22 protein-coding genes are annotated in these 23,580 nt (G+C 38.9%); 5 read left to right on the top strand and 17 right to left on the bottom strand.

Translation table 11 applies throughout. The features are described 5' to 3' along the window. Window positions 1–40: 40 nt before the first annotated feature. Entirely contained in the window at window positions 41–505 is a 465-nt protein-coding gene (locus R2S10_RS17290) for a dCMP deaminase family protein (RefSeq protein ID WP_316841657.1), read from the bottom strand. Window positions 506–565: 60 nt separating this feature from the next. Continuing rightward, entirely contained in the window at window positions 566–2,173 is a 1,608-nt protein-coding gene (locus R2S10_RS17285) for an MFS transporter (protein WP_316841656.1), read from the bottom strand. A 198-nt stretch (window positions 2,174–2,371) separates the two neighbouring features. Between R2S10_RS17285 and R2S10_RS17280 the strand changes: the two genes are divergently transcribed. Next, complete coding sequence (locus tag R2S10_RS17280) at window positions 2,372–2,998, top strand: LysE family translocator (protein ID WP_316841655.1); 627 nt, start codon at window positions 2,372–2,374, stop codon at window positions 2,996–2,998. Window positions 2,999–3,055: 57 nt separating this feature from the next. On the opposite strand, the gene R2S10_RS17275 is transcribed toward R2S10_RS17280, so the two are convergent. From R2S10_RS17275 to ubiE, 15 genes are all read right to left on the bottom strand, one after another. Then, window positions 3,056–4,957: an amidophosphoribosyltransferase gene (locus R2S10_RS17275; protein WP_316841654.1), complete on the bottom strand. Its 1,902-nt coding sequence runs from the start codon at window positions 4,955–4,957 to the stop codon at window positions 3,056–3,058. A gap of 213 nt (window positions 4,958–5,170) precedes the next feature. Continuing rightward, on the bottom strand, window positions 5,171–5,710 hold the full coding sequence (locus R2S10_RS17270) for a GIN domain-containing protein (protein ID WP_316841653.1): 540 nt from the start codon (window positions 5,708–5,710) through the stop codon (window positions 5,171–5,173). Window positions 5,711–5,936: 226 nt separating this feature from the next. After that, window positions 5,937–6,767 carry a glutamate racemase gene (gene murI, locus R2S10_RS17265; RefSeq protein ID WP_316841652.1) on the bottom strand — a complete coding sequence of 277 codons (831 nt, stop codon included), beginning with the start codon at window positions 6,765–6,767 and terminating at the stop codon, window positions 5,937–5,939. Window positions 6,768–6,830: 63 nt separating this feature from the next. Further along, window positions 6,831–7,385 carry an OmpH family outer membrane protein gene (locus tag R2S10_RS17260; RefSeq protein WP_316841651.1) on the bottom strand — a complete coding sequence of 185 codons (555 nt, stop codon included), beginning with the start codon at window positions 7,383–7,385 and terminating at the stop codon, window positions 6,831–6,833. A gap of 51 nt (window positions 7,386–7,436) precedes the next feature. Beyond that, window positions 7,437–7,967, bottom strand: a complete 531-nt coding sequence (locus R2S10_RS17255) for an OmpH family outer membrane protein (RefSeq protein WP_316841650.1) — start codon at window positions 7,965–7,967, stop codon at window positions 7,437–7,439. A 26-nt stretch (window positions 7,968–7,993) separates the two neighbouring features. After that, window positions 7,994–10,549 carry an outer membrane protein assembly factor BamA gene (bamA, locus tag R2S10_RS17250; protein WP_410478995.1) on the bottom strand — a complete coding sequence of 852 codons (2,556 nt, stop codon included), beginning with the start codon at window positions 10,547–10,549 and terminating at the stop codon, window positions 7,994–7,996. A 63-nt stretch (window positions 10,550–10,612) separates the two neighbouring features. Next, complete coding sequence (locus R2S10_RS17245; protein ID WP_182956870.1) at window positions 10,613–11,353, bottom strand: isoprenyl transferase; 741 nt, start codon at window positions 11,351–11,353, stop codon at window positions 10,613–10,615. Window positions 11,354–11,371: 18 nt separating this feature from the next. Then, window positions 11,372–12,208, bottom strand: coding sequence for a DUF6089 family protein (locus R2S10_RS17240; RefSeq protein WP_316841649.1), 837 nt, complete (start codon window positions 12,206–12,208; stop codon window positions 11,372–11,374). Between the two features lies 1 nt (window position 12,209). Beyond that, window positions 12,210–13,091: an NAD kinase gene (locus tag R2S10_RS17235; protein WP_316841648.1), complete on the bottom strand. Its 882-nt coding sequence runs from the start codon at window positions 13,089–13,091 to the stop codon at window positions 12,210–12,212. Window positions 13,092–13,100: 9 nt separating this feature from the next. Continuing rightward, window positions 13,101–13,763, bottom strand: coding sequence for a CBS domain-containing protein (locus R2S10_RS17230; protein WP_316841647.1), 663 nt, complete (start codon window positions 13,761–13,763; stop codon window positions 13,101–13,103). Between the two features lie 10 nt (window positions 13,764–13,773). After that, complete coding sequence (locus tag R2S10_RS17225) at window positions 13,774–14,538, bottom strand: alpha/beta hydrolase (RefSeq protein WP_316841646.1); 765 nt, start codon at window positions 14,536–14,538, stop codon at window positions 13,774–13,776. 111 nt (window positions 14,539–14,649) lie between these two features. Further along, on the bottom strand, window positions 14,650–15,096 hold the full coding sequence (locus R2S10_RS17220) for a GatB/YqeY domain-containing protein (RefSeq protein ID WP_316745817.1): 447 nt from the start codon (window positions 15,094–15,096) through the stop codon (window positions 14,650–14,652). Between the two features lie 18 nt (window positions 15,097–15,114). Then, on the bottom strand, window positions 15,115–15,870 hold the full coding sequence (locus R2S10_RS17215) for an SDR family NAD(P)-dependent oxidoreductase (RefSeq protein ID WP_316841645.1): 756 nt from the start codon (window positions 15,868–15,870) through the stop codon (window positions 15,115–15,117). A gap of 134 nt (window positions 15,871–16,004) precedes the next feature. Then, window positions 16,005–16,763, bottom strand: coding sequence for an outer membrane beta-barrel protein (locus R2S10_RS17210; protein ID WP_316841644.1), 759 nt, complete (start codon window positions 16,761–16,763; stop codon window positions 16,005–16,007). Window positions 16,764–16,824: 61 nt separating this feature from the next. After that, window positions 16,825–17,556: a bifunctional demethylmenaquinone methyltransferase/2-methoxy-6-polyprenyl-1,4-benzoquinol methylase UbiE gene (gene ubiE / locus R2S10_RS17205; RefSeq protein ID WP_316841643.1), complete on the bottom strand. Its 732-nt coding sequence runs from the start codon at window positions 17,554–17,556 to the stop codon at window positions 16,825–16,827. 52 nt (window positions 17,557–17,608) lie between these two features. Between ubiE and yihA the strand changes: the two genes are divergently transcribed. From yihA to R2S10_RS17185, 4 genes are all read left to right on the top strand, one after another. After that, entirely contained in the window at window positions 17,609–18,235 is a 627-nt protein-coding gene (gene yihA / locus R2S10_RS17200; RefSeq protein ID WP_316841642.1) for a ribosome biogenesis GTP-binding protein YihA/YsxC, read from the top strand. A 15-nt stretch (window positions 18,236–18,250) separates the two neighbouring features. Continuing rightward, window positions 18,251–19,120 carry a UbiA-like polyprenyltransferase gene (locus R2S10_RS17195; protein WP_316841641.1) on the top strand — a complete coding sequence of 290 codons (870 nt, stop codon included), beginning with the start codon at window positions 18,251–18,253 and terminating at the stop codon, window positions 19,118–19,120. Window positions 19,121–19,261: 141 nt separating this feature from the next. Further along, a complete protein-coding gene (locus tag R2S10_RS17190; protein ID WP_316841640.1) occupies window positions 19,262–20,977 on the top strand; it encodes a M3 family oligoendopeptidase in 1,716 nt (571 codons plus the stop codon). Window positions 20,978–21,033: 56 nt separating this feature from the next. After that, entirely contained in the window at window positions 21,034–22,989 is a 1,956-nt protein-coding gene (locus R2S10_RS17185; protein ID WP_316841639.1) for an amino acid permease, read from the top strand. The last annotated feature ends 591 nt before the right edge of the window (window positions 22,990–23,580 follow it).

Raw genomic sequence — 23,580 nt, 5'->3', positions numbered from 1 at the left:
CAAAGTTAAGAAAACTTACCTGCTGGTACAAGACAGAATGTCAATTAACCTCGATTTGGTACTTATTTACCTCTACACCGAACCTTCTCAGAAAATCTACGCCTTCGTCGCTGGGCAATCCTTTGTACTCAGCATAAGAATCCTGATATAAAACCTTTTTTATTCCGGAAGATAAAATCAATCTCGCACAAGCGATACAAGGAGAAAGCGTAGTATATAAAGTAGCCCCTTCTATTTTTGCACCATTCTTAGAGGCATATAAAATTGCATTTTCTTCTGCGTGGAGGGCTAAGGAACAACTGCCCCTGGAATCTCTGTCGCAACCCGTTTCCGGCCATTCCTCATCACAGTTGTGTGTTTCCGGTGGTGGCCCGTTATAACCGATAGAAATGATCCTTGTATCTTTTGTCAGCACAGCACCAACATGCGCCCTTACACAATGCGAACGCGCAGCAAGATCTACTGCCAAGTTCATATAAATATGATCGAAACTTTTTTTACTCATATACGTATAAATAAAAAGCTTCCCATTGAATAAATGGGAAGCTTTTCTGTTCAATTATAATTAGTGACCTCCTTCGGCCTCAATATTTTCTACATTAATACCCTGGCTTTTCAACACGGCACTTACTCTCCATGCAAAGAAAATCAGGTAAGCAAAACCGATTGCAGGAACAATATAAGAACTATGGATACCAATTGCATCGGCCAGTTCACCCTGAATTGGTGGAATAATCGCACCACCTAAAATCATCATGATCAAGAATGAAGAACCCTGACTCGTGTATTTGTTTAATCCTGTGATCGATAAAGCAAAGATCGAAGGCCACATAATCGAGCAGCACAATCCACCACTTACGAAAGCGAAAATCGCCACATGACCAGTAGTGAATAAACCAATCAGCATAGAAATAGCACCTAAGGTTCCAAAAATCGCCAATGTTTTGGCTGGTTTCTCTTGTCCAAGGTAAAAAGCAACTATCATGATCGCGATACAAATTCCATATACATATAAGTTACCTACATCCGTTCCGGTAAAGTGATTTACCACTAAGATCACTCCAAAAGCAACGAAAGGAACAATCACAGTTAATACATTTCTTAACATTTTAGACATGCTAAATGCCGAGATTGCACCTGTCCAACGTCCGATCATCATACTTCCCCAATATAGAGAGATGTATTGTTTGATTTCAGATTCGGCTAAACCTCCAAATTCTTTCAGGTTTAACAAAGCACCCAGATTACTCTGGATCGTTACTTCTGTACCTACATACATAAAAATCGCTAGCATTCCCAATACCAATTGAGGGTATTGCATCGCGCCCCATTTTTCAGGGTTGTCTTTTTTAACAGTATAAGCGAACAACAAAGCACCAAGAATAATGGCCAATGAAGAGTATACAAATACTGAAGCAGGAATACCGGTTGCATTGGCTAGAGGACCTGCAGCGGCTACCATTAGGAAACCAAGAATCATCACTACCAATGGACCGTTAGGCTTAGGACTGGCTTCTACTTTTTCATCACTGGTTACTTTTGGCAATTTAGAAATCGCGAAGAAGATGGCTACAGCGATAAACAAACCTGCAAGAATTAAGTACAGGTTATTAATAGAACTGATTTCTACTGCTTTTGGGATGGCATCATTTGCCGTACCGAATAAAACCACACTCACGATTACCGGCCCCATTAAACCACCCAGGTTATTGATACCTCCGGCAAGGTTTAAACGGTGTGTACCACTTTCTGGCGCACCTAAAGCTACCACGAAAGGGTTAGCTGCAGTTTGCTGAAGGGAGAAACCCAGGGCAATCACGAAAAAGGTAAATAAGATAAAGATAAATGATCCGGAATGAACTGCGGGAATCATGATCAATGCACCTACTGCAGAGATCAACAAACCGGCAATAATCCCTTTTTTGTAACCGATTTTATTCAGAATATCTACTTTACTGGCTTGAGAAGCGAAATACAACAACAGCGACCCAATAAAGTATCCACCGTAAAAAGTAAAGTCTATAAGTTGAGACTCGAATTGAGTCAGATTAAAGTGCGCCTTACAGAATGGTATAAAAATACCATTTGAAGCAGCAACAAAGCCCCAGAAAAAGAACACAGTAATAATTGTGTACAAAGCGGTGCCATAATTTTTTTTAGATTGTTGTTCCATATAATCTTGATAACTTATTTTGGTGCGCTAAACATAAATAAAAAAAACTGTTTGCTAAAGTGTAATGTTTACACACTGACAATTCCTATGTCCCTTTTATAGGGGATATTACATGGGTATAGCAGGGAGACTATTAAAATAATAAGGGTGATTTTATTCATAAAATCGCATATTAGCATAATTTTAGAAGTTAGGTGAATGTTTGAAGCAATATTACAGGGAGTAGGTGCAGGTATATTATTTTCGTTTTTGACGGGTCCTGTTTTCTTTTCCATGATTAAAACTAGCATTGAGAAAGGCTTCAAAGCCGGGTTTTCTCTTGCGGTAGGCGTGATTTTTAGTGACATTATCTTTATCACACTTACCATTTTCAGCGCTCAGTTTGTAGACTATAAATCAGAGTATTTTCAATATATAGGCATCGTTGGAGGCCTCTTTTTGTTTGGGATTGGATTATACTACCTATTTAACAAGGTAAAAGTAAGTTATGATGTGGGTGAAATTGCGAAGATCAAAAAGCGCGGATACATCCTTAAAGGATTCTTAATGTGCCTCTTATCCCCAACTACATTGATGTTCTGGATTATGGTGGGCGGTATTATCTCCGTACAACTCCATTTAACGATGGCGGAGAAAGTGGTTTTCTTTATTGTCGCGATGGCCACACAGCTGACTGTAGATGGCGTAAAAACCTATTACGCGGCCAAACTCAGGTACCGCATTAAAGAGAAGACCATACAAAACCTCAACAGGGTTGCCGGGGCAGTGATCATCATCTTTGCCATCCGCTTATTCATAGAAGTCTTATTAAAACACTATAATTAAAAAATCCCCGCCAGTCATTTAAGCTGGACGGGGATTGTATTTTATTAAAGCGCTGAATTAATACGCTCTTTGGTTGTTTCCTTCTTTCCAGTTTACGAAAGCTTTAATCACAACTTTGTTACCACCAGGTGTTGGGTAATTTCCAGAGAAATACCAATCACCAGTATGATTAGGACAAGCTATGTGTAAATTATCCAAAGTCTGATAAATCACTTCTACCTCTGCATTGATGTTTTCAGGAGTAATGATTTTCGTGATTTGCGCAGAGATCTCTTCTTGTGTGAAAGGTCTGTAAATGTCTTTCACATGGTTAACAATCTCTTCTTTCGGCAACAATAAAGAAGCTTTACATTTCTGGTAAACTTCTTCGATGATGTGTTCAAGACCACGTTCTTTCAACAATTGAATAGCTGCTTCGAATGCAACGAACTGTCCCATTTTAGACATATCGATACCATAGCAATCCGGGTAACGGATTTGTGGAGCAGAAGAAACAATAATGATCTTCTTAGGATGCAACCTGTCGATGATCTTAATGATACTTTGTTTCAAAGTAGTTCCACGAACGATCGAGTCATCAATTGCTACTAAAGTATCCGTACCGTTTTTGATCACGCCATAAGTCGTGTCGTAAACATGAGCTACCATATCACTTCTGTCGGCATCCTGTGTAATGAACGTTCTTAGCTTCACATCTTTAATTGCCAGTTTCTCCACTCTTGGATTCATGGATAGCAATTCATTCAGTTCTTCATCGTTCAATTGTTCTTTACGATTCAGTAAAGTGTCTTTTTGTACGTCTCTGATATAGCTGTGTAAGCCTTCTACCATTCCGTAGAAAGAAACTTCAGCGGTATTTGGGATAAAAGAGAATACCGTATTTTTAAGGTCTGCACTAACTGCTTTCAGAATCTGATCACATAATAATGCGCCTAAATGTTTTCTTTCTTTATAGATATCTGCATCAGATCCTCTAGAGAAGTAAATGCGTTCAAATGAACACGCTCTTTTTTCCTGAGGCTCTCTGAAAATTTCCTCTGTTACTTTACCGTTTTTCTTAACGATCAAAGCATGTCCAGGTTGGATTTCTTTCACATCTTTAAATGGAATGTTGAAAGCAGTTTGAATAGCTGGTCTTTCAGAAGCAGCCACTACAATCTCATCATCTGCATAGTAGAATGCGGGACGAATTCCAGAAGGATCACGAAGAATAAAAGCATCACCATTACCAACGATACCAGAAATCGCATATCCACCATCCCAGTTCTTCGCAGAACGACGAAGGATTTTAGCAATATCTAAACCTTCAGAGATTTTGTGAGTGATTTCTACGTTATCTAAACCTTCTTTCTTATAAGCATCGAAAAGTTCCTGATTCTCATCGTCAAGGAAATGACCGATTTTTTCAAGTACGGTTACTGTATCCGCTTTTTCTTTCGGGTGTTGTCCAAGCTCATAAAGTTGCTCTAACAACTCTTCCACATTCGTCATGTTGAAGTTACCAGCAATCACAAGATTACGGGTCATCCAGTTGTTCTGACGTAGGAAAGGGTGACAGTTTTCAATACTATTCTGACCATGGGTACCATATCTAAGGTGACCTAGTAGAACTTCTCCGATAAAACTAACATTGGTTTTCAACCATTCAGAATCTTGCATTAGCTCAGGCGTTTCATTCTGGATGTCTACAAATTTACTTTGTACATATCCAAAAATATCTGAAACCGCGTTTTGAGCCATAGACCTGTACCTGCTAATGTAGCGGTGACCTGGTTTAACATCAAGTTTAATGGTTGCAATACCGGCGCCATCTTGTCCACGGTTGTGTTGCTTTTCCATCAAAAGGTAAAGCTTATTAAGGCCGTAAAGGGTGGTACCGTATTTTTCCTGGTAGTATGAGAGAGGTTTTAAAAGGCGGATAAAGGCAATACCGCATTCGTGCTTGATCGAGTCGCTCATTGGTGTGTGATTTGAGCCGCAAATTTACCGTTAATAATTATCAGAACCTAGAAAGAAATACAATCTTTCATTAAGATTATAATCGCCCAAAAAAATCCAGTTTAAAGCGTTTAGCAGGGAATAGAATGAGTTATTATGCCATAAAAAAACCGCTCTTTAGGGAGCGGTTTTGCATAAAAATCAGCTGAACTTTTTAAATGTTATCCGTTTATATTAAAGTTTAGCAATCACAAAGTCATTCAGATTTAACTTAGAAACATCATTTCTAACCAATGCATGTTCTTGTGAAGAACCAGTCAATTTCAAGTCAGATGAGCCACTAATGTCTGTATAAAGACTGCCTATTGTAGCGTTTAAGTTTGCTTTAGCTTCGTCTTTTAAGAAGACCTGAAGAACTGCTAAATCAAAGTTACCACTGGTCTTAACGTTTGCGGTGTTAGCCACATCAATTCTTTGCAGGTCTTTCACATATACATAAATCGTGCTTTGATCAGTAGAATTGATGTATAAGGTATAGCCTTTTTGTTTCACACTGTTGTTATTCTCATCGATCGCAACAAAGCTCTTGATGTCTTGTCTGCTTCCTTGTACCAGAACCACATTGGCATTTCCGGTAACTACTACTTTATTGAATTTTACCGGAGCAGTGATGCTCGTTGCCGGTTTATCTTTAGCGATGGTAGCAAAGGCTGAAGAAGTTAAAACGATGGCTGTTAATGTTGAAGCGATTAGAGTTTTGATTGCAGTTTTCATATCTTTTAATTTTTTAAGTTTTTAAGGTTGTTTTGTAATTAAGACGTCCTCATGGGAGAAACGTTTCAGCGGTTTTTGACGCTTTAGACCACAACAGTGTACCTCTCGACGAACGCCCATAACTTCTCGACCAATCGACGAAATTATTTCGTCGATTGGTCGAGACAGGCAAGCCTTATAAAAAAGACATGAAAAAGGCGGTCATTGACCGCCTCCAATAAATGAGTTAAAGTTTTAAATGCATCTGATCCGATTGGACTGCTTCGCCAAAGAAAATGGAAGCATGTTGATCGAAGGCCTGCCTATCCCCCGAAGTAAAAAACTTCCTTATCCCTTCCCGATCAATTTTCGCTACAATCTCAGGATGGTTTTTCAGGTATAGCTCCAGGCTATTTGCTACAATATCCCCTTGCCCGAGTAGTTCAATTCCAACTGGTAAAATCGCTTTCAGTTTAGGAATCAACAATGGATAATGTGTACAAGCCAAAAGGATGCAATCAATATCAGCATCTTGTTCCAACAGTTCATCCAGGTACTTCTGTACAAAATAATCAGCACCAGGATTGAGGTGTTCATTGTTCTCAATTAGCGGAACCCACATCGGACAAGCCTGCTGTAGTACTTTTACCTCCGGAAAAAACTTATTGATTTCCATCAGATAAGAGAGCGAGTTGACCGTACCACGGGTTCCCATTACCCCCACTGTTTTATCGCGCGTATACTGACCCACCACCTCAGCTGTTGGTCTGATGACTCCGAGTACCCGATGATTGGGATACTTAACCGGAAGCACCTTTTGCTGAATGGTACGTAGCGCCTTTGCAGAGGCCGTGTTACAAGCAAGGATCACCAAAGGACAGCCTTGCTCAAACAACCATTCTACACACTCTAAAGTGTACTGATAAACCGTTTCAAAGGAATGGTCTCCATAAGGAGAACGGGCATTGTCGCCCAGATAAATATAATTGTATTGCGGCAGTTGCTTGGCTATCGATTTAAACACAGTTAAACCGCCATAACCAGAATCAAAAACGCCTATAGATTGTCCAGTATTCATTGTAAAAAAAAGCGGGATGGAGTTTTATCACCCCATCCCGCAATTTATATATTTTAATTCTAATTATTTCTTTGGTGCTGCAGTTGCAGTGATACCCAATTTAGCTTTAACAGCAGCAGTGATATCATCACCACCATCCCAGTAAACTAAAGCTTGGTTTGCAGTATCAAATACGTAAGCAAAACCTTTTTCTTTAGAAACAGCTTTAATTGCTGCATCAGCTTTAACTTGAATAGGGTTAAACAATTCCGCATTTTTAGCTTCCATTTCTTGTTGTGCTTTAGCTCTTGCATCTTCGATACGTTTTTGAAGATCTTGTAATTCAGCACCCATTGTTTGCAATTCTTTACCAACAGTTTCTTTGTTAGCTTCGCTCAATGTTTTTTGTTTTGCTTCAGCTGCAGTTAGTTTACCTTGGTATTCAGTAATCATTTTCTCCACATCAGCTTGTTTAGTTTTACCAAACGCCTCTAATTTAGTTCTGGCTTCTTTAACCTCTGGCATAGCTTCAATGATCAATGCCGAGTTCAAGTGCGCTAATTTCTGTTGTGCATTTGCTACGTTAGCAGTAAACAATAACCCCGCTACGATAAAAAATGCGTTAATTGACTTTCTCATTTCTATTTGTCTTAATAAATTGTTTTTACTTGTTTATCTATTTGTGTTTGCTTATTTAAGGATCGTTCCTGGTTTAAAACCAAGTAATCTAATCACATCATTGCTGACATCATAGTTGCTGCTGGCATAAATCATCATGGTTGCTTCACTACTCTTGTCGAAGATGAAGTCCAGTTGTTTGCCTTTAGCCACTTCTGTAATCGTCTTGGTTACTTTGTCCTGAATCGGACCTAATAACTTACCACGTTTTTGGAAAAGCTCCCCATCCGGGCCGAAGATTCTGCGTTGAAAATCTTTAGCTTCTTTTTCCTTTTCAATGATATCATTCTCTCTTCTCTTACGCATATCTGCGGTAAGCAATACCTGATCTGCCTGATAAGCTTTGTACATTTTATCAATCTCCACAAAGTTCTGATCTACCTGTCCCTGCCATTGTTGCGAAGCAACATTCAGTTCATTCAAGGAAGACTTATACTCCGGAAGGTGTTTTAAGATATATTCTGTATCTACATAAGCGAACTTCTGTGCAAAAGCTCCCATACAGGTAAAGCTTAAGAAACATATTAAAAGGTATTTTTTCATAGCCTGTTTTTTTATTACTCCTAACGTTAATTAAATCCGCCTAGCTGTTGTGCAATACTAAAGGTAAACGATTGCTTTCCTCCATTCTCCACTCCAGGAATCTTATCAAAAGGAATACCATAATCAATACCCAACAATCCAAATATCGGTAAAAATATCTTCGCACCAAAACCTGCAGAGCGTCTAACGTTAAAAGGATTGAAATCTTTAAAGTTGTTCCAGGTATTACCACCCTCAGCGAAAGCTACAAGGAATGCCGTTGCCGATGAACTTTTAATTACCGGATATCTTACTTCCAACACATATTTAGTGAAGATAGGGCTACCCGACTGTTGTGCAATGTTTACGTCTGCACCTTTAGGAATTACTGCAGAGTTGGCATAACCACGCATAGCGATTAGCTCAGATCCTTGCAGGAAGTCAAATCCTTGCATACCATCACCACCCAGTTTAAAACGCTCGAAAGCAGGATCACCAACAGCTTTGTTATAAGAACCTAGGAAACCAAACTGTGCCTGTGCTTTTACTACAAATTTACCGGCAAGTTTATGGAACCATTGAGATTCAAATTTCCATTTGTGGTACTCAGTGAATTTATAGAATTCTTTATCAGGAGCAGTCGCATAATTCAATTTATTAAGCAATGAATATGGAGGTGTTGCCTGAATTGTGAATTTGAAATATGAACCACCTTCCGGGAAGATTGGAGAATCACGTGAATCCCTGCTCAACTCTTGTGCTAAACTGATGTTATAAGAAGTACCAGTACTAAATTTATAACCACCATAATTGTTTAGGATATACTGTTGGAAACTCAAGGCATGGCTCAACTGGAAGTAATTATCCGGGAAGTTTAATCTTCTACCTAAACTAACCGTTACCCCGTTCAACCTGATACGTTGCTGACCTTGACCATTACGTACTTCGAATTCTTTTAAGCCGTTAGACTGTAAAGATGTAAATGCACTTACTCCAAAACTAACTGGTTTCTTACCACCTAACCATGGCTCAGAGAAAGAGAAACTATAAGACTGGTAATATTTACCGTTTGTTTGTCCACGTAAACTTAATTTCTGACCATCACCCTTTGGTAAAGGTTTATAAGCACTTGGGTTGAAAAGGTTTCTTAAAGAGAAGTTATTGAAAGTAAGACCTAAGGTACCGATGATGTTACCACCACCAAAACCACCAGACAATTCAATCTGATCAGAAGGTTTTTCTTCTACTGCATATTCAATATCCACTGTTCCATCAGCCGGATTTGGCTTAGGAGTAGGTACTGTTTTAGACTCATCAAAGTTACCCAATTGTCCAATCTGACGAACCGTACGGATCAATAGATCTTTTGAGAATTTATCACCCGGTTTAGTATGCACCTCGCGAAGTACTACTCTATCATTAGTGATGGTATTTCCTTTAACGGTAATGCGGTTATTTGTGTATTGAGGACCTTCATAAATGCGGATTTCTACATCTACAGTATCACCATAAATTTTAGTCTGAATAGGATCTACGTTAAAGGTTAAGTAACCATCATTCAGATATAAACTAGATACATCATCACTGTTGGCACTACCTCTTAACTTAGTCTCCAGTTTCTCTTCACTGAAAACCTCTCCTTTTTCAATTCCTAAAATACGTTCCAGGTCTTTTCCTGCATATTTTGCATTCCCTACCCAGCTGATATTTCCGAAATAGTATTTAGGACCTTCAAATAGATCTATCTTAATTCCGATAGATTTATCGTTATATCTGTAAATGCTGTCTTTCAGAATTACCGCATCACGGTAACCTTTATCCTGCATTTTAGCAACCAATGTTTTCTTATCCTCGTCGTATTTTTCTTTATTGAATTTACCCGAACCGAATACTTTATAGAAAGCTTGTTGTTTTGTTTTCTTTAAGAACTTGCGCAGTTTCGCATCAGAGAAAACCGTATTTCCAGTAAAGTCAATTTCATGAACTTTCACCTTACGGCCTTTGTCCACAATAACTTCTAAAATTACATGATTCTCCTGATTTGGATCTGGTTTAGTTTTATAGCTAACCGTCGTAAAGAAATAACCTTTCTCCAACAAGTATTTTTTAATGATACTGGTAGTTGAATTGTATAAGTTCTCGTTGATAATAGACTTTGTAGACTTCGCATTCAGTTTCTCCAGGATATCAGTTTTCTGAGATTTACTCACCCCTTGAATATCGAAAGAAGACAATCGAGGACGTTCTACTACTTCGATATCGAAATAAACTGAATCACCTTCAATTTTCGTAATGTCTAATTGTACATCATCAAATAATCCTTGTTCCCAAAGGATTTTAATTGCGTTTGCTGTTGCTTCACCAGGAAGTACAATGCGTTCCCCTTTAATCAATTTTGAAAGGGTAATGATCACATCTTTATCTAAGAATTTTGTTCCTGACAGGGTTACATCTGCAATAGTGTACTCCTTGGGGTTAAAATAATCCAGATCCAGGCCATTAACTTTTAATGTAGGAGTTGCAGGATTGGACTGAGGACGGATCTGTGCCATTGTTGGTAAACCAATCAATAACAATAGTATGAGTTGATATATTCTTTTCATTTACAATCTAAAAATCGATGCTAAGTTAATTTAAACACATGTTAAAAAGTGTTAAAAGTAAAATTAGTTCAATTGTTCACTAATTTTACCGAAACGACGTTCGCGCTTTTGGTAGTCTACAATCGCTTCAAAAAGGTCTTCCCTTCTGAAGTCAGGCCAAAGCGTATCGGTAAAATACAGTTCAGTATAAGCCATCTGCCACAACAGAAAATTACTAACCCTATGTTCTCCACTGGTTCTGATCATTAACTCTGGATCAGGAATATTAGTGGTGGTTAGTTGGGCAGAAAAAAGTTCTTCATTAATCGCATCGATTTCAATCTCTTGATCTTTAGCTTTTTGAGCCAGTTTTTTCGCTGCTTCTAAAATCTCCCATTTTGCACTATAGCTCAATGCAAGCGTCAAAGTACAACGGGTATTTTTAGCCGTATTGTCCATCGCACTTTTCAAATCATCAATACATTTTTGAGGTAGAGAAGCGATATCGCCGATGGCATTTAATCGGATGTTATTTTTATTTAGCGTAGCGGTTTCCTGGTTAATGGTAGAGATCAATAATTCCATTAAAGCATTTACTTCTTCAATAGGTCTGTTCCAGTTTTCAGTAGAAAAGGCATATACAGTCAGGTACTTAATACCGATATCGGCACAGCCTTCTACAATATCTTTCACCGATAGCACGCCACTTTCGTGACCAAAATGCCTGAATTTACCTTGGTTTTTTGCCCATCTCCCGTTTCCATCCATGATGATTGCGATGTGTTCAGGCAGGCGTGTAACGTCAATTTGTTCTTTAAATCCCATTTATGATTGCAAATATGCTTAAAATGTATAACATTTTTGGGACACAAAGGTATAAGATATGCCAATACCTACAAACATATAAGTATCTCTTTTTCTTAAGTCTCCTCTTTGAGTCCCGTGTAGTTTATTAACCGGTAATGAAGGGTCGTATGGAGGAAAACCTGACAGGCCTAAACGAATATCAGCCAGTTCTCTCGCGTCATTGGCTGTATAATCATCTGCAGGATATCTGCCACTCACATCATCCAAATAATCCGTAAAAGCCGTCCGATAGCCGATCTGAGAGAATAAGCCCCAGTTCTCTTTTAACCTGACCTTAAAACCAACTCCATAAGGCACCGCTATGGCCGAATTACTGTACGCTTCCTTTTGTCCCTCTGTACGATAAAAGCGAAGCTGATATTCCTTTTCTCCTGGATTTGAAGGAATATTATACTTCCCAATCGGGTTAAACCAAACCCCGCCTATCCCAACAAATATATAAGGCGTAAAACTCTTAGTTCCACCGCCTGCAAAATATTCAAAAAAATTGAAATCCAACTGCAGACTCACTTCATTTAAAGTGCTTTTAAAATTAAGCCCTCTATCTCTAAACTGCGCATTATCAGATTTCAGGTCATCTGCTTTGATCTTGCCATGCATATAATGTACGCCAAGGCTCCAATAAGGATCAAAGTTTACTTTAACATTCGCCCCTGCAGAGAAACCACTTACCTTCAATGGATTAGTTTGATTCAGATCTCCCATATATCCTGCCCCTCCACCGACCAGGCCAAATTCCAGATTCTGGGCAAAGGCAGGAGATCCAATGAAAAGAAGGGCAAAAAAACAGAAAAGCTGAGTTCTGTATTGCATCTTAATAATTTCGGGTATCGATCCCCCAAAGTAGTTTATTTCTTAATGTCTTCAAATAACTTTCGTCATTTAATCTAATCAGATTGACATGAAAAGCAGCTTTATTCAGGGTTAACTTCACAGAACGGTCTACTGTTTCTGTTCTGGAATCACAAGATACCAGGAATTTAGCACTTCTGGCTTCCACTTCAAAGGTTAGTGTCACATCATCAGGAATGATGACCGGCCTAACATTAAGGTTATGGGGAGCAATCGGTGTGATGACAAAATTCTGTGAACTTGGGTAAATGATAGGCCCACCGCAGCTCAATGAATAAGCGGTAGAACCTGTAGGTGTGGCAATGATTAAACCATCAGCCCAGTAAGAATTGACAAACTCATCATTCATGTAAGCATGGATGATCATCATCGCTGATTTATCTCTTCTATGGATGGTGATGTCGTTTAGCGCAAAATTCTCTTCTCCAAACAAGTCAAATTTAGAATCCAGGCTAAGCAAGGTTCTTTTATCTAGCGCATATGCTTTCTGGCGTAAAGCTTCAATTGCAACACGGATTTCATCTTTGTTGATACTGGCTAAAAAGCCCAACCTGCCGAAGTTAATCCCGATTACAGGGATGCCTGAATCACGGATCAGCGATAAAGTATCAAGCAGGGTACCATCCCCGCCAAGGCTAATCAGCACGTCTGTCTGACCTACCAGTTCGGTATGGTGACTAAAAACGACAATGCCCTCTGGCAGCTTTATTTTATCCTTAATAAAGTCAAAGTAATCTTTGTAAACAAGAATGGGTGTTTTTAACTCCCCCAACACATTGAATACTTCCTGTACGTATGGTAGAACACTATTATTGAACTCTCTACCGTATATTGCAGTTCTCATTTATGGGGTTTATACGTTTAAATAATTCATAAATGAATTATATCTGTCTTCGGTACCATTGTCTGAAATGGTGCTGTTAAACACAGCTTTTACCTGGTAATTATATCGCTCAAAGGAGGCGATAATTCCCGACAACTCAGTTTTATTGATCTTTAAAGTCACCTCTAATCTGGTAGAATCGGGAAAAGATTGCACATAAGAAGAAAGGATCTGCGCATTGTCTGCTTCCACTATCTGTGCCATATGGGAAAGGGAGTTATTGCGGTTGCTGATTTCCAGCACAATAATCCCTCCTGGCTCCTTCACTGCATAAATATCCGCTGTATAATCCAACAGGTTATTAATAGAAATAAGCCCCAAATAGTTCTTTTTATAGTCCAGCACCGGAATTACCGATAAATGCAATTGATGAAAAAGTCTGATGATATCATAGATATGTGCATCTTCATACACAAAAGGGTTTAAAATAGACAAAGGCAAGCTTCCGATTGCCTGAGTGACATCCCTTACTTCTATTAACTCTTCCTCAGCAAGTAATCCCAGAAACTGTGTTTCATTGACAATGGGTAAATGGTAGAGCTTGAACTCAGTCATCCTTTCCAAAGCTTTCTGAACCGAATCAGAAGTCTTTAGCGGAGGAATTGAATTCGATATGAGTTCAGCTGCAAACATTACTATGATACTATTTTAATAATATTCTATTCAAAAACTTCTCCAAATATTCGTTGAAAACTTCAGGACGCTCCATCATCGGTGCATGTCCACATTTATCAACCCAGTTTAACTCCGAATTAGGCAACAGTTCATGGAACTCTTCCGCTACTTCTGGAGGTGTAATCTTATCCTGTTTCCCCCAAATTAAGGAAACTGGAATCGTAATTCTTGACAGTTCTTTGGACATGTTATGACGGATAGCGGATTTTGCTAAAGCCAGAATTCTGATCACTCGTGAACGGTCATTTACACTTTTATATACTTCATCTACCAGTTCTTCCGTTGCTGTTGCTGGATCATAAAAGGTAAACTGCACTTTTTCTTTAATATAATCACGGTTCTCTCTTTTTGGGAAAGATCCGCCAAATGCATTTTCATATAAGCCAGAACTTCCGGTCAACACCAGTGCTTTTACGTTTTCCTGATGAGCAGCAGTAAAGACTAATCCGATGTGCCCTCCTAATGAATTACCGATTAAAACTACCTGATTAAGTTTCTTATACTTTAAAAATTTGTGAATATATTTTGATAAACTTTTTACACCTAAGGTAAGTATAGGCAGTTCATAAAGTGGTAAAATTGGTACAATAACGTGATACTTTTCTTTGAAATGATCTATCGTTGGTTCCCAATTGCTCAACTCACCCATTAAACCATGAAGTAATACCAGGGGTTCTCCTTTTCCAGCCTCAATATATTTAAACCCGTCTTCGTCTATTACTTCGTATTTCATATTTTGTGTTAATAAGGTAATGCTACTAAGTTAGTGCAGTAAATTAAATTATATGTAATTTAAGACATTAATTTTGGAAAAAAGTTTAAACACATACAATTCCAGCATATACTATGCCAATTGCGTTTTAACGATTTCAGCGATCAATTTACCGTCTGCTTTACCCGCAAGTTCTTTGTTGGCAAGGCCGATAACTTTTCCCATTTCTTTTGCTGAAGTAGCACCAGAATCTTTAATAATCTGAGCAACAATAGCTTCAATTTCTGACTGATCCAATTGCTTAGGTAAGAACTGGCTGATCACTGCGATTTCTTCTTCTTCGATGATGCTCAAATCTTCGCGACCTTGTGTTTTGTAAATGTCTGACGATTCTTTACGTTGTTTTACCAGTTTCTGAAGAATCTTAGCTTCTGTTTCCTCACTGATCTCTTCTGCTGAACCTTTTTCTGTTCTCGCTAGCAAGATAGCCGCTTTAATCGCTCTTAAACCTCTTAATGCTGCCTGATCTTTAGCAAGCATCGCTTTTTTAATCTCCTGATCTATAGTATTTGATATCATATCTTTTGAATTGAAATTTTAATCTCTTTTAATAATGGCACCTGATGCCTGTGCTGTTGGCATAATCAACATATCGTTAATATTGACATGTGCTGGTCTGCTTACCGCAAACCAAATGGCCTCCGCGATGTCGTTGGCCACTAAAGGCTCCAGACCATCGTATACTTTTTTAGCGCGACTTTCATCTCCTTTAAAGCGAACTTTAGAAAACTCCGTTTCTACCATTCCCGGATTGATGGCGGTTACTTTAATGCCATGAGGCAATAAATCAATGCGCATACCTTTATTGAGGGCATCAACTGCATGTTTTGTGGCACAATATACGTTTCCATTTGGATAAACTTCTTGTCCGGCAATAGAGCCAATGTTAATAATGTGGCCGGATTTTCTTAAAATCATCCAATTTGACACAATCTTAGTAACATAAAGCAAGCCTTTTACATTGGTATCAATCATGGTATCCCAATCCGAAATACTCCCCTTATCAATCGGGTCTAATCCCTGACTTAATCCTGCATTATTGATCAGCACATCCACCTGTTTCCAGGCGGCCGGCAAAGTTTCCAGCGCATATGAAAGATCATCATGAATCCTGACATCTGCAACCAGTGCTTTGATCTCAATTCCGTGTTTCTCTTCCAGGCTTCTGGCTCCTTCTTTCAACAATTCTTCTCTTCGGGCAACAAGAATCAAATTGTAACCTTGTGCAGCAAATAAATCAGCACAGGCGGCTCCAATTCCTGAAGTTGCTCCTGTAATTAATGCAGTTTTCATTGGTATGTTCTTTTTTATTGCTAATTATTAAAAAATGGATGCTTCCTTTTTAGTCTCGGTATTACTTGAGTATGGGTATTGCGCCGCTAGGCGAATGATCATAGCCTGAACAAAACTAAAAAAAATCTGACAAATCACTCAAAAAACAAACTGAAGGTCACATGACGCAGCATCAACTTGTCGATTGGATTGGAAAACACATGCAATTTCTCCCTCTTCATGACACTATCAAAAGAATAAGATAATTTCAATTCCGGTGACATTTTGAAGTATTCAAAATACAAATCCATTCCTAGTCCGGCTTCATAAGAAAGGAAGCTTCTTTTATTAACCAGGATCATTTCCATTGGATTCGGAACATTTGAATTGTCCCTGTTCTTCTTGGAGGAAATGTCCGTAGAGTATTTAATGCCGCCAATCATGTAGGCCCTAAAATTATTTCTTCTGTTAGACTTAATTTTCAACCCCAGAGGAAACTCAACGAGAGTTGACTGTACTTTCTTTTCTACTTCTGAAAAAGGCTGCCCAGATGTAATCGGGAGATTTTCAAACCTGTAAGTCAATACCCGATCGTTAAACACCAATACAGGTGTTAACCTCAGGTCTACATTTTCCAATAATTTTTGATTGACTACAAAACCGATTCCAAATCCTGGAGAGGGTTTCGCAGCGATCGAACTCAGTCCTCTAGGGATCTCTGATGGTAAGTCTGAAAAATCACTTGGACTTTCCTTCCAATTTAACTTCTTTAACACCTTATACTCCGAGGAGATATATTGAAAAGTAAAACCAAAATGGAGATTAGAATCGTCTATCCCTCCGCCCCAATTCTGCGCATTTGCAGTTCCCACCACAAGCATCAAAAGAGAAAAAAGGAAGGATTTTATTTTCATCTGAATTCTTTAATTGGAAGATCGTGATTTTATGCAAAAGAACCTAAGTTCGGTTATAACATTATTTCACACCGGTATAGATGGCACAGACACCAAATGTCAATCGGTTATCTTTTGCCTCTTTAAAACCAACTTTAGTCATCATTTGATTGAAAGCTTCCCCATCCGGGAATGCAGCTACAGATTCAGGCAAATAAGTATAGGCTTTATTGTCTTTTGAAAAAATCTTTCCAAACAATGGAGTGATATGGTTAAAATAAAAATTATAGCCTTGTTTAATTGGGAATTTCCTTGGTTTCGAGAACTCAAGGATCACGATTTTACCCCCCGGTTTTAACACGCGATACATATCTGCCAATCCTTTTTCCAGATTTTCGTAATTTCTTACGCCGAAGGCTACCGTGACTGCATCAAAATGATTGTCTTCGAAATGTAAACCTTCAGAATCGCCCATTTGAACAGAGAAAACACCGCCCAAATTACGCTCTTTTATCTTTTTACGTGCTACTTCTAACATTCCATCAGAAATATCTACACCAATTACCTTTTCCGGATTAAGAATTTTTATCGCTTCAAAAGCGAAATCTCCGGTACCTGTTGCGACGTCAAGGATTAGGCGTGGCTGTAGCGCTTTCAGCTCTCCAATCGCCTTTTTTCGCCATAGGATGTCAATTCCGAGCGACATAAAGTGATTTAAAAAATCATAAGTTTCAGATATGTTATCAAACATAGAGGCTACTTGTTCCTTTTTAGTAGCGGTTGCAGACTGGTATGGTGTGATCTTTTCGTTCATGGTAAGGCGCAAAGATAAGTATTGTTGAAAACTAATTTTCTACCTTTGTCAAATGATTATAAAATCAGCAACATTTATTTGTAGTAATACAAAGGTTTCAGCTTTGCCTGTTGCCAATATGCCCGAATATGCATTTATCGGACGTTCCAACGTAGGGAAGTCTTCATTGATCAATATGCTGGTGAATCAGCATGGTTTAGCAAAAACGTCCCAAAGGCCGGGTAAAACCCAGTTAATTAACCATTTTCTTATCAATGAGAAATGGTATATTGTAGATTTACCAGGATATGGTTATGCCAAAGTTTCTAAGAACAGCAGAGAAAACTGGGAGAAATTTATCCGCAACTACATCACCAAAAGAGAAAGCTTACAATGCGTTTTCGTCCTGATCGATAGCCGATTGGAGCCTCAAAAGATTGACCTTGAGTTCTGCTGCTGGATGGGAGAAATCCAAATTCCATTTGTATTGGCATTCACTAAGGCGGATAAACAATCGGCAGTAAAAACCGACAAGAACATTGCAGCCTTTAAGAAAGCATTAGGCGGTTGGTTTGAAGAGATCCCACCGTGTTTCGTGACTTCTGCGGAGAAACATCAAGGTAGAGATCAAATTCTGGACTTTATTGATCAGACGAATCTTGATTTTGCCATGCCGATTTTAACGCCGAGAGAAGACTAAACAGGTATTGGTGATATGAAGAAATATTTTTCACTGGTTTTGTTTGCCCATTCCGTTTTTGCACTTCCTTTTGCAATGATTGGATTTTTCCTGGGTGTAACCACCACCTCCAGTCCTTTTAATTGGATGTTATTGGTAATGGTATTGTTGTGTATGGTCTTTGCCCGTAATGCAGCAATGGCCTTTAACAGGTACCTGGATAGAAACATCGATGCCAAGAATCCACGTACACAAATGCGTGATATTCCGGCAGGAAGAGTATCCGCCAATGAAGCATTGATCTTCGTGATCATCAACTGTATTTTATTTGTAGTGACTACCGCATTTATCAACCCACTGTGTTTATACTTATCACCGGTAGCGTTGTTTGTAGTGTTGTTTTATAGTTATACCAAAAGGTTTACAGCCCTGTGTCATATGGTGCTTGGTTTAGGGCTATCACTGGCTCCAATTGGTGCTTATATCGCTGTAACGGGAGAATTCGCCTTGATTCCAGTATTGTATTCTTTTGCAGTACTTTTTTGGGTAAGTGGATTCGACATCATTTATGCCCTTCAGGATGAAGGTTTTGACCGTGACGAAAAATTGCATTCCATCCCTGCAGCATTGGGCATCAAAAATGCCTTGAAACTTTCAGAAGGACTCCATGTAGCCTCTGCGCTATGTGTCATTGCACCTATTGCATTGGCTCCTGATAACTTTAGCTGGTTTTATTACCTGGGTGTTGCCTTTTTCTGCTCGATGTTGATTTATCAACATTTATTGGTCAAACCAAATGACATTAGCAAAGTAGACAAAGCATTTATGACCACCAATGGTTTTGCTTCTGTAATTTTTGCAGCTTGCTTCCTTGCAGATGCCTTAATGAGAACATTGTTCTACTAATTCCAAACGATATTGCAGGAAAAGCCTTTTTCAAGTTGAACTTGAAAAAGGCTTTTTAGTTTAAGCCCAATTTTACTTTAACAGAATTATAAGCCTCTGCCCCCTGTTCATTATATTTGCCTTAGTTATTTAAAAAAAGTTATGATCAATCTTAATATACCGGTAAAGCAAAGAGCTTATATCCCGCAGCAATTGGAAATGAAATGGGACAACTTATCCCCTATTCTGGACGAACTGCTGGAACGTCCTATTGCGAATGTTCAGGAACTTGAAAAATGGCTGAAAGACAAAAGTGAACTGGAAGCAGCATTGGAAGAAGATTTTGCCTGGCGCTACATTCGCATGAGCTGTGATACAGCAAATGAAAAACTAGTGGCAGATTTTCAATACTTCGCAACGGAGATCGAGCCAAAGATCTCACCTATTGCCAATCTACTCAACCAAAAATTTAATGACAGTCCTTTTATCGATGAGCTGGATCAGGAAAAATATTTCGTATACATCAGAGCGATCAGAAAAGCAATTGAAATCTATAGGGAAGAGAATGTGGAACTACTGACTAAATTACAGGTAGCTCAACAGCGTTATCAGGGAATTACCGGTGCCATGAGTGTAGAAATTAATGGCCAGGAATATACCCTTGAACAAGCTTCGAACTTCATTAAAGATACTGATAGAGCTGTCAGACAGCAAGCATGGGAAACCATTCAGCAACGCCGTTTGGTAGACAAAGACGATTTGAACATCCTTTTCGATGAACTGTTGGTGATGCGTCATCAGGTAGCTTTAAACGCAGGTTTCGAAAACTATAGAGATTATATGTTCCAGGCACTGGGCAGATTTGACTATACTTCACAGGATTGTTATCATTTCCATGAGGCCATTGAGAAACAAGTGGTACCAATATTAAAAGAACAGGCGCAGAAACGTGCAGATGCTTTAGGCTTAACCACCTTGAAACCATGGGATATGGAAGTGAGTACCACAGGAAAAGCAGCTTTAAAGCCTTTCAAAAATGGCACTGAACTAATCGATAAAAGCATAGAATGTTTCAATGCGATTGATCCAAAGCTGGGACAAATGCTGGCCACTATGAAGGCAAATAATCTTTTCGATGTAGAAAGCAGAAAAGGTAAAGCACCAGGCGGTTACAATTATCCTTTAGCAGAAACCGGCGCACCTTTCATTTTCATGAATTCAGCGGGTTCTTTGAGAGACCTGACTACCATGGTACATGAAGGCGGACATGCGATTCATACTTTTATGACAGCCAAACTCGAGCTTAATGATTTTAAACATTGTCCTTCGGAAGTAGCAGAACTGGCTTCAATGAGTATGGAGCTGATCTCTATGGATTACTGGAATGTTTATTTCGACAATGAGGAAGATTTATTACGTGCAAAAAAAGAACAACTTGCAGATGTATTGAAAACCCTTCCATGGGTAGCGGTTATCGATCAGTTCCAACATTGGATTTATACCAATCCTGGTCATAATGCCGCCGACAGAGAAGAGACTTTCAAACAAATCTATGCGCGTTTTGGTGCAGGTTTTGCAGATTGGGAGGGCCAGGAGGCTGAATTTGGCAATCTATGGCAGAAGCAATTACACTTATTTGAGGTTCCTTTTTATTACATAGAATATGCGATTGCACAATTGGGCGCCATTGCGATCTGGAAAAATTACAAAGAAAATCCGCAAAAAGCATTGGAACAATATCTGGCTGCATTAGCGCTGGGTTACACCAAACCGATCAATGAAATTTATGAAACAGCGGGCATTAAATTCGACTTCAGTCTGAGCTATATTCAGGAACTTGCTTCCTTTGTAAAAGACGAATTACAGAAATTAGGTTAATTGTTTACAAGTAATTTATAAGTTTGGATATTACAAACTAAACTAACCACCATTCAATGTTTGAAAAACTCTTCAGAAAGAAGTCTATATCCAAGATATTAGAAGATGCAGCAAAGGGCCATGGAGAGCATGGCGACTCCTTACAAAAGACGTTGGGAGTAAGAGACCTTACTGCCTTTGGAATAGCGGCCATTATTGGCGCCGGTATCTTCAGTACCATTGGAAAAGCAAGCGCCGATGGCGGTCCGGCGGTAATATTTCTATTCATCTTTACTGCAATTGCCTGTAGTTTTGCGGCATTCGCCTATGCGGAATTCGCTTCTATGGTACCGGTTTCAGGAAGTGCATATACGTACTCTTATGTTGCCTTTGGCGAGCTGGTAGCCTGGATCATTGGCTGGTCGCTGATCATGGAATATTCTATTGGGAATATAACCGTAGCGATTTCCTGGTCCGATTATTTTACGGGCCTACTCTCCTCCATAAATATTCCTGCCCTCGGCATCAAAGGAATTCATGTGCCCGAGTGGGCCACCATGGACTACCTTTCTGCCTATAACGGTCATAAACACGCAGAAGCCCTGGTTAATGCAGGGAAAGATTTCGCTAACCTGGATGAAGCCACTAAACTGGCCAATAATGCCTGGATTACTGCTCCAAAAATTGGCAATTTCCACATCGTAGCTGACATTCCTGCTTTGGGAATTATCATCCTGATTACCTGGCTGATTTACAGAGGAATGAAAGAATCCAGGAACGCAAGTAATGCCATGGTAATTGTCAAACTTGCCGTGATTTTATTGGTATTATCTGTAGGTATTTTCTACGTGGATACTGCGAATTGGGATCCATTTGCTCCTAATGGTGTATCAGGTGTACTAAAAGGCGTATCGGCAGTGTTTTTTGCGTATATCGGCTTTGATGCTATCTCTACCACTGCAGAAGAATGTAAAAACCCACAACGGGATCTTCCAAGAGGAATGATGTGGGCGATCATCATTTGTACGGTTTTATATGTTGCCATAGCCCTGGTACTGACTGGAATTGTTAATTACAGTCTTCTAGCTGTTGGTGATCCCCTTGCCTTTGTATTTGACCATATCAACCTTAAGCTTATGAGTGGAATTATTGCAGTAAGTGCAGTATTTGCCATGGCCAGTGTATTATTGGTTTTCCAAATGGGACAACCTAGAATCTGGATGAGCATGAGTCGAGATGGTTTATTACCAAAATCCTTCTCGAAAATTCACCCCGTCTATAAAACACCTTCTTTTGCAACGATTGTAGTTGGTTTTGTTGTGGCAATTCCTTCCTTATTTATGAACCTGACAATCGTAACAGATCTTTGTTCTATAGGAACGCTATTTGCATTCGTATTGGTGTGTGCTGGTGTACTGGTGCTTCAAAACAAGCCAAACATTCAACGAGGTAAATTTAAAACTCCTTATGTAAACTCTAAGTTCATTATCCCTATTGTCTTGATTGCTGCATTAATTTATGGGTTTACCGCTTTTAAGGAGCAAACAAACGCCTTCATTTTCAATACACCAAGAATCAATGAACCTGTTCATTTTATCACTTCTCTGAATGGTACCGAACTAGAGTCAGTAAAAGAACAGATAAAAAATGGCCCGGTAAAAGTTGCTCCAGGAGAAAACCTGGATGCTGCAGGATACCTGAGCGAGTTATCTGAACTGCAATATCAACAATTCGTAGATCAGTCTGCCGTAAGTGTAGAGAAGAAATATGAAGAAGGATGGGCGCTCTTTAAACATAAAATTCCGATGTGGATCTTCTTCATCATTTGTTTGGTGATCACCTATTTCTGTATCACTAAGAATCTATCATTAATTCCTGTTTTAGGATTGATGAGTTGTTTATATATGATGTGTGAACTTGGGATTTCCAACTGGATCGGTTTCGGCATCTGGCTGGCTATCGGACTCGTAGTCTACTTCCTATATGGTTACAGACATAGTAAACTGGGTAAAGAAAGCAAAGCGATTGCCTAATCCCCTGATCAATTTATAGGATAGGGTGCCTAAAAAGGCACCCTATTTTTTTTTGCTGTTTTTTTTATCAGTCCGGCTGAACATTAACTATTAATTAACTTAAAACAGACTCTATTTGGAGTCCTTAAATTTCCCTGCTCTTCTTTTGTCCTCCTTTTATTCTTGTTTTGCTTACGCAATACTGGAGCAAAACAAAAGCAAAAGAAGAGCAAAACAAGAGCAAAACAGAAAGGCCATTTTTACCTGATTTCAACACCTTAAATACGGGCAGAAAAAGAGGAAATCCAAGGCTAGACTTTAAGCATAAAAAAAGATATTGATGCCACCTTGTCACTCATTTTAGTCTTTTCTATAAGAAAGAAAAAAGAAATCAAATTTTCTAATAATAAATATTAATTTCATAAAATGAATTTATAAAAAACATTATTTTCAGCATAATATTCATTTTTACCTAATAAGCCCCTATTTATCAAAAATAATTCCCTATCTTAGTTATGGTATTTGTACCGGTTATATTGCCCTCCTATAATTATCCCTATAGTTGTTCGGTCGGACGACCAACACTAAAGGCTCCTCCCCGGAGCCTTTTTT

It is taken from the genome of Pedobacter gandavensis (assembly GCF_032678745.1).
Taxonomy (GTDB): domain Bacteria; phylum Bacteroidota; class Bacteroidia; order Sphingobacteriales; family Sphingobacteriaceae; genus Pedobacter; species Pedobacter gandavensis_C.
This window is presented reverse-complemented; position numbering and strand designations above follow the sequence as displayed.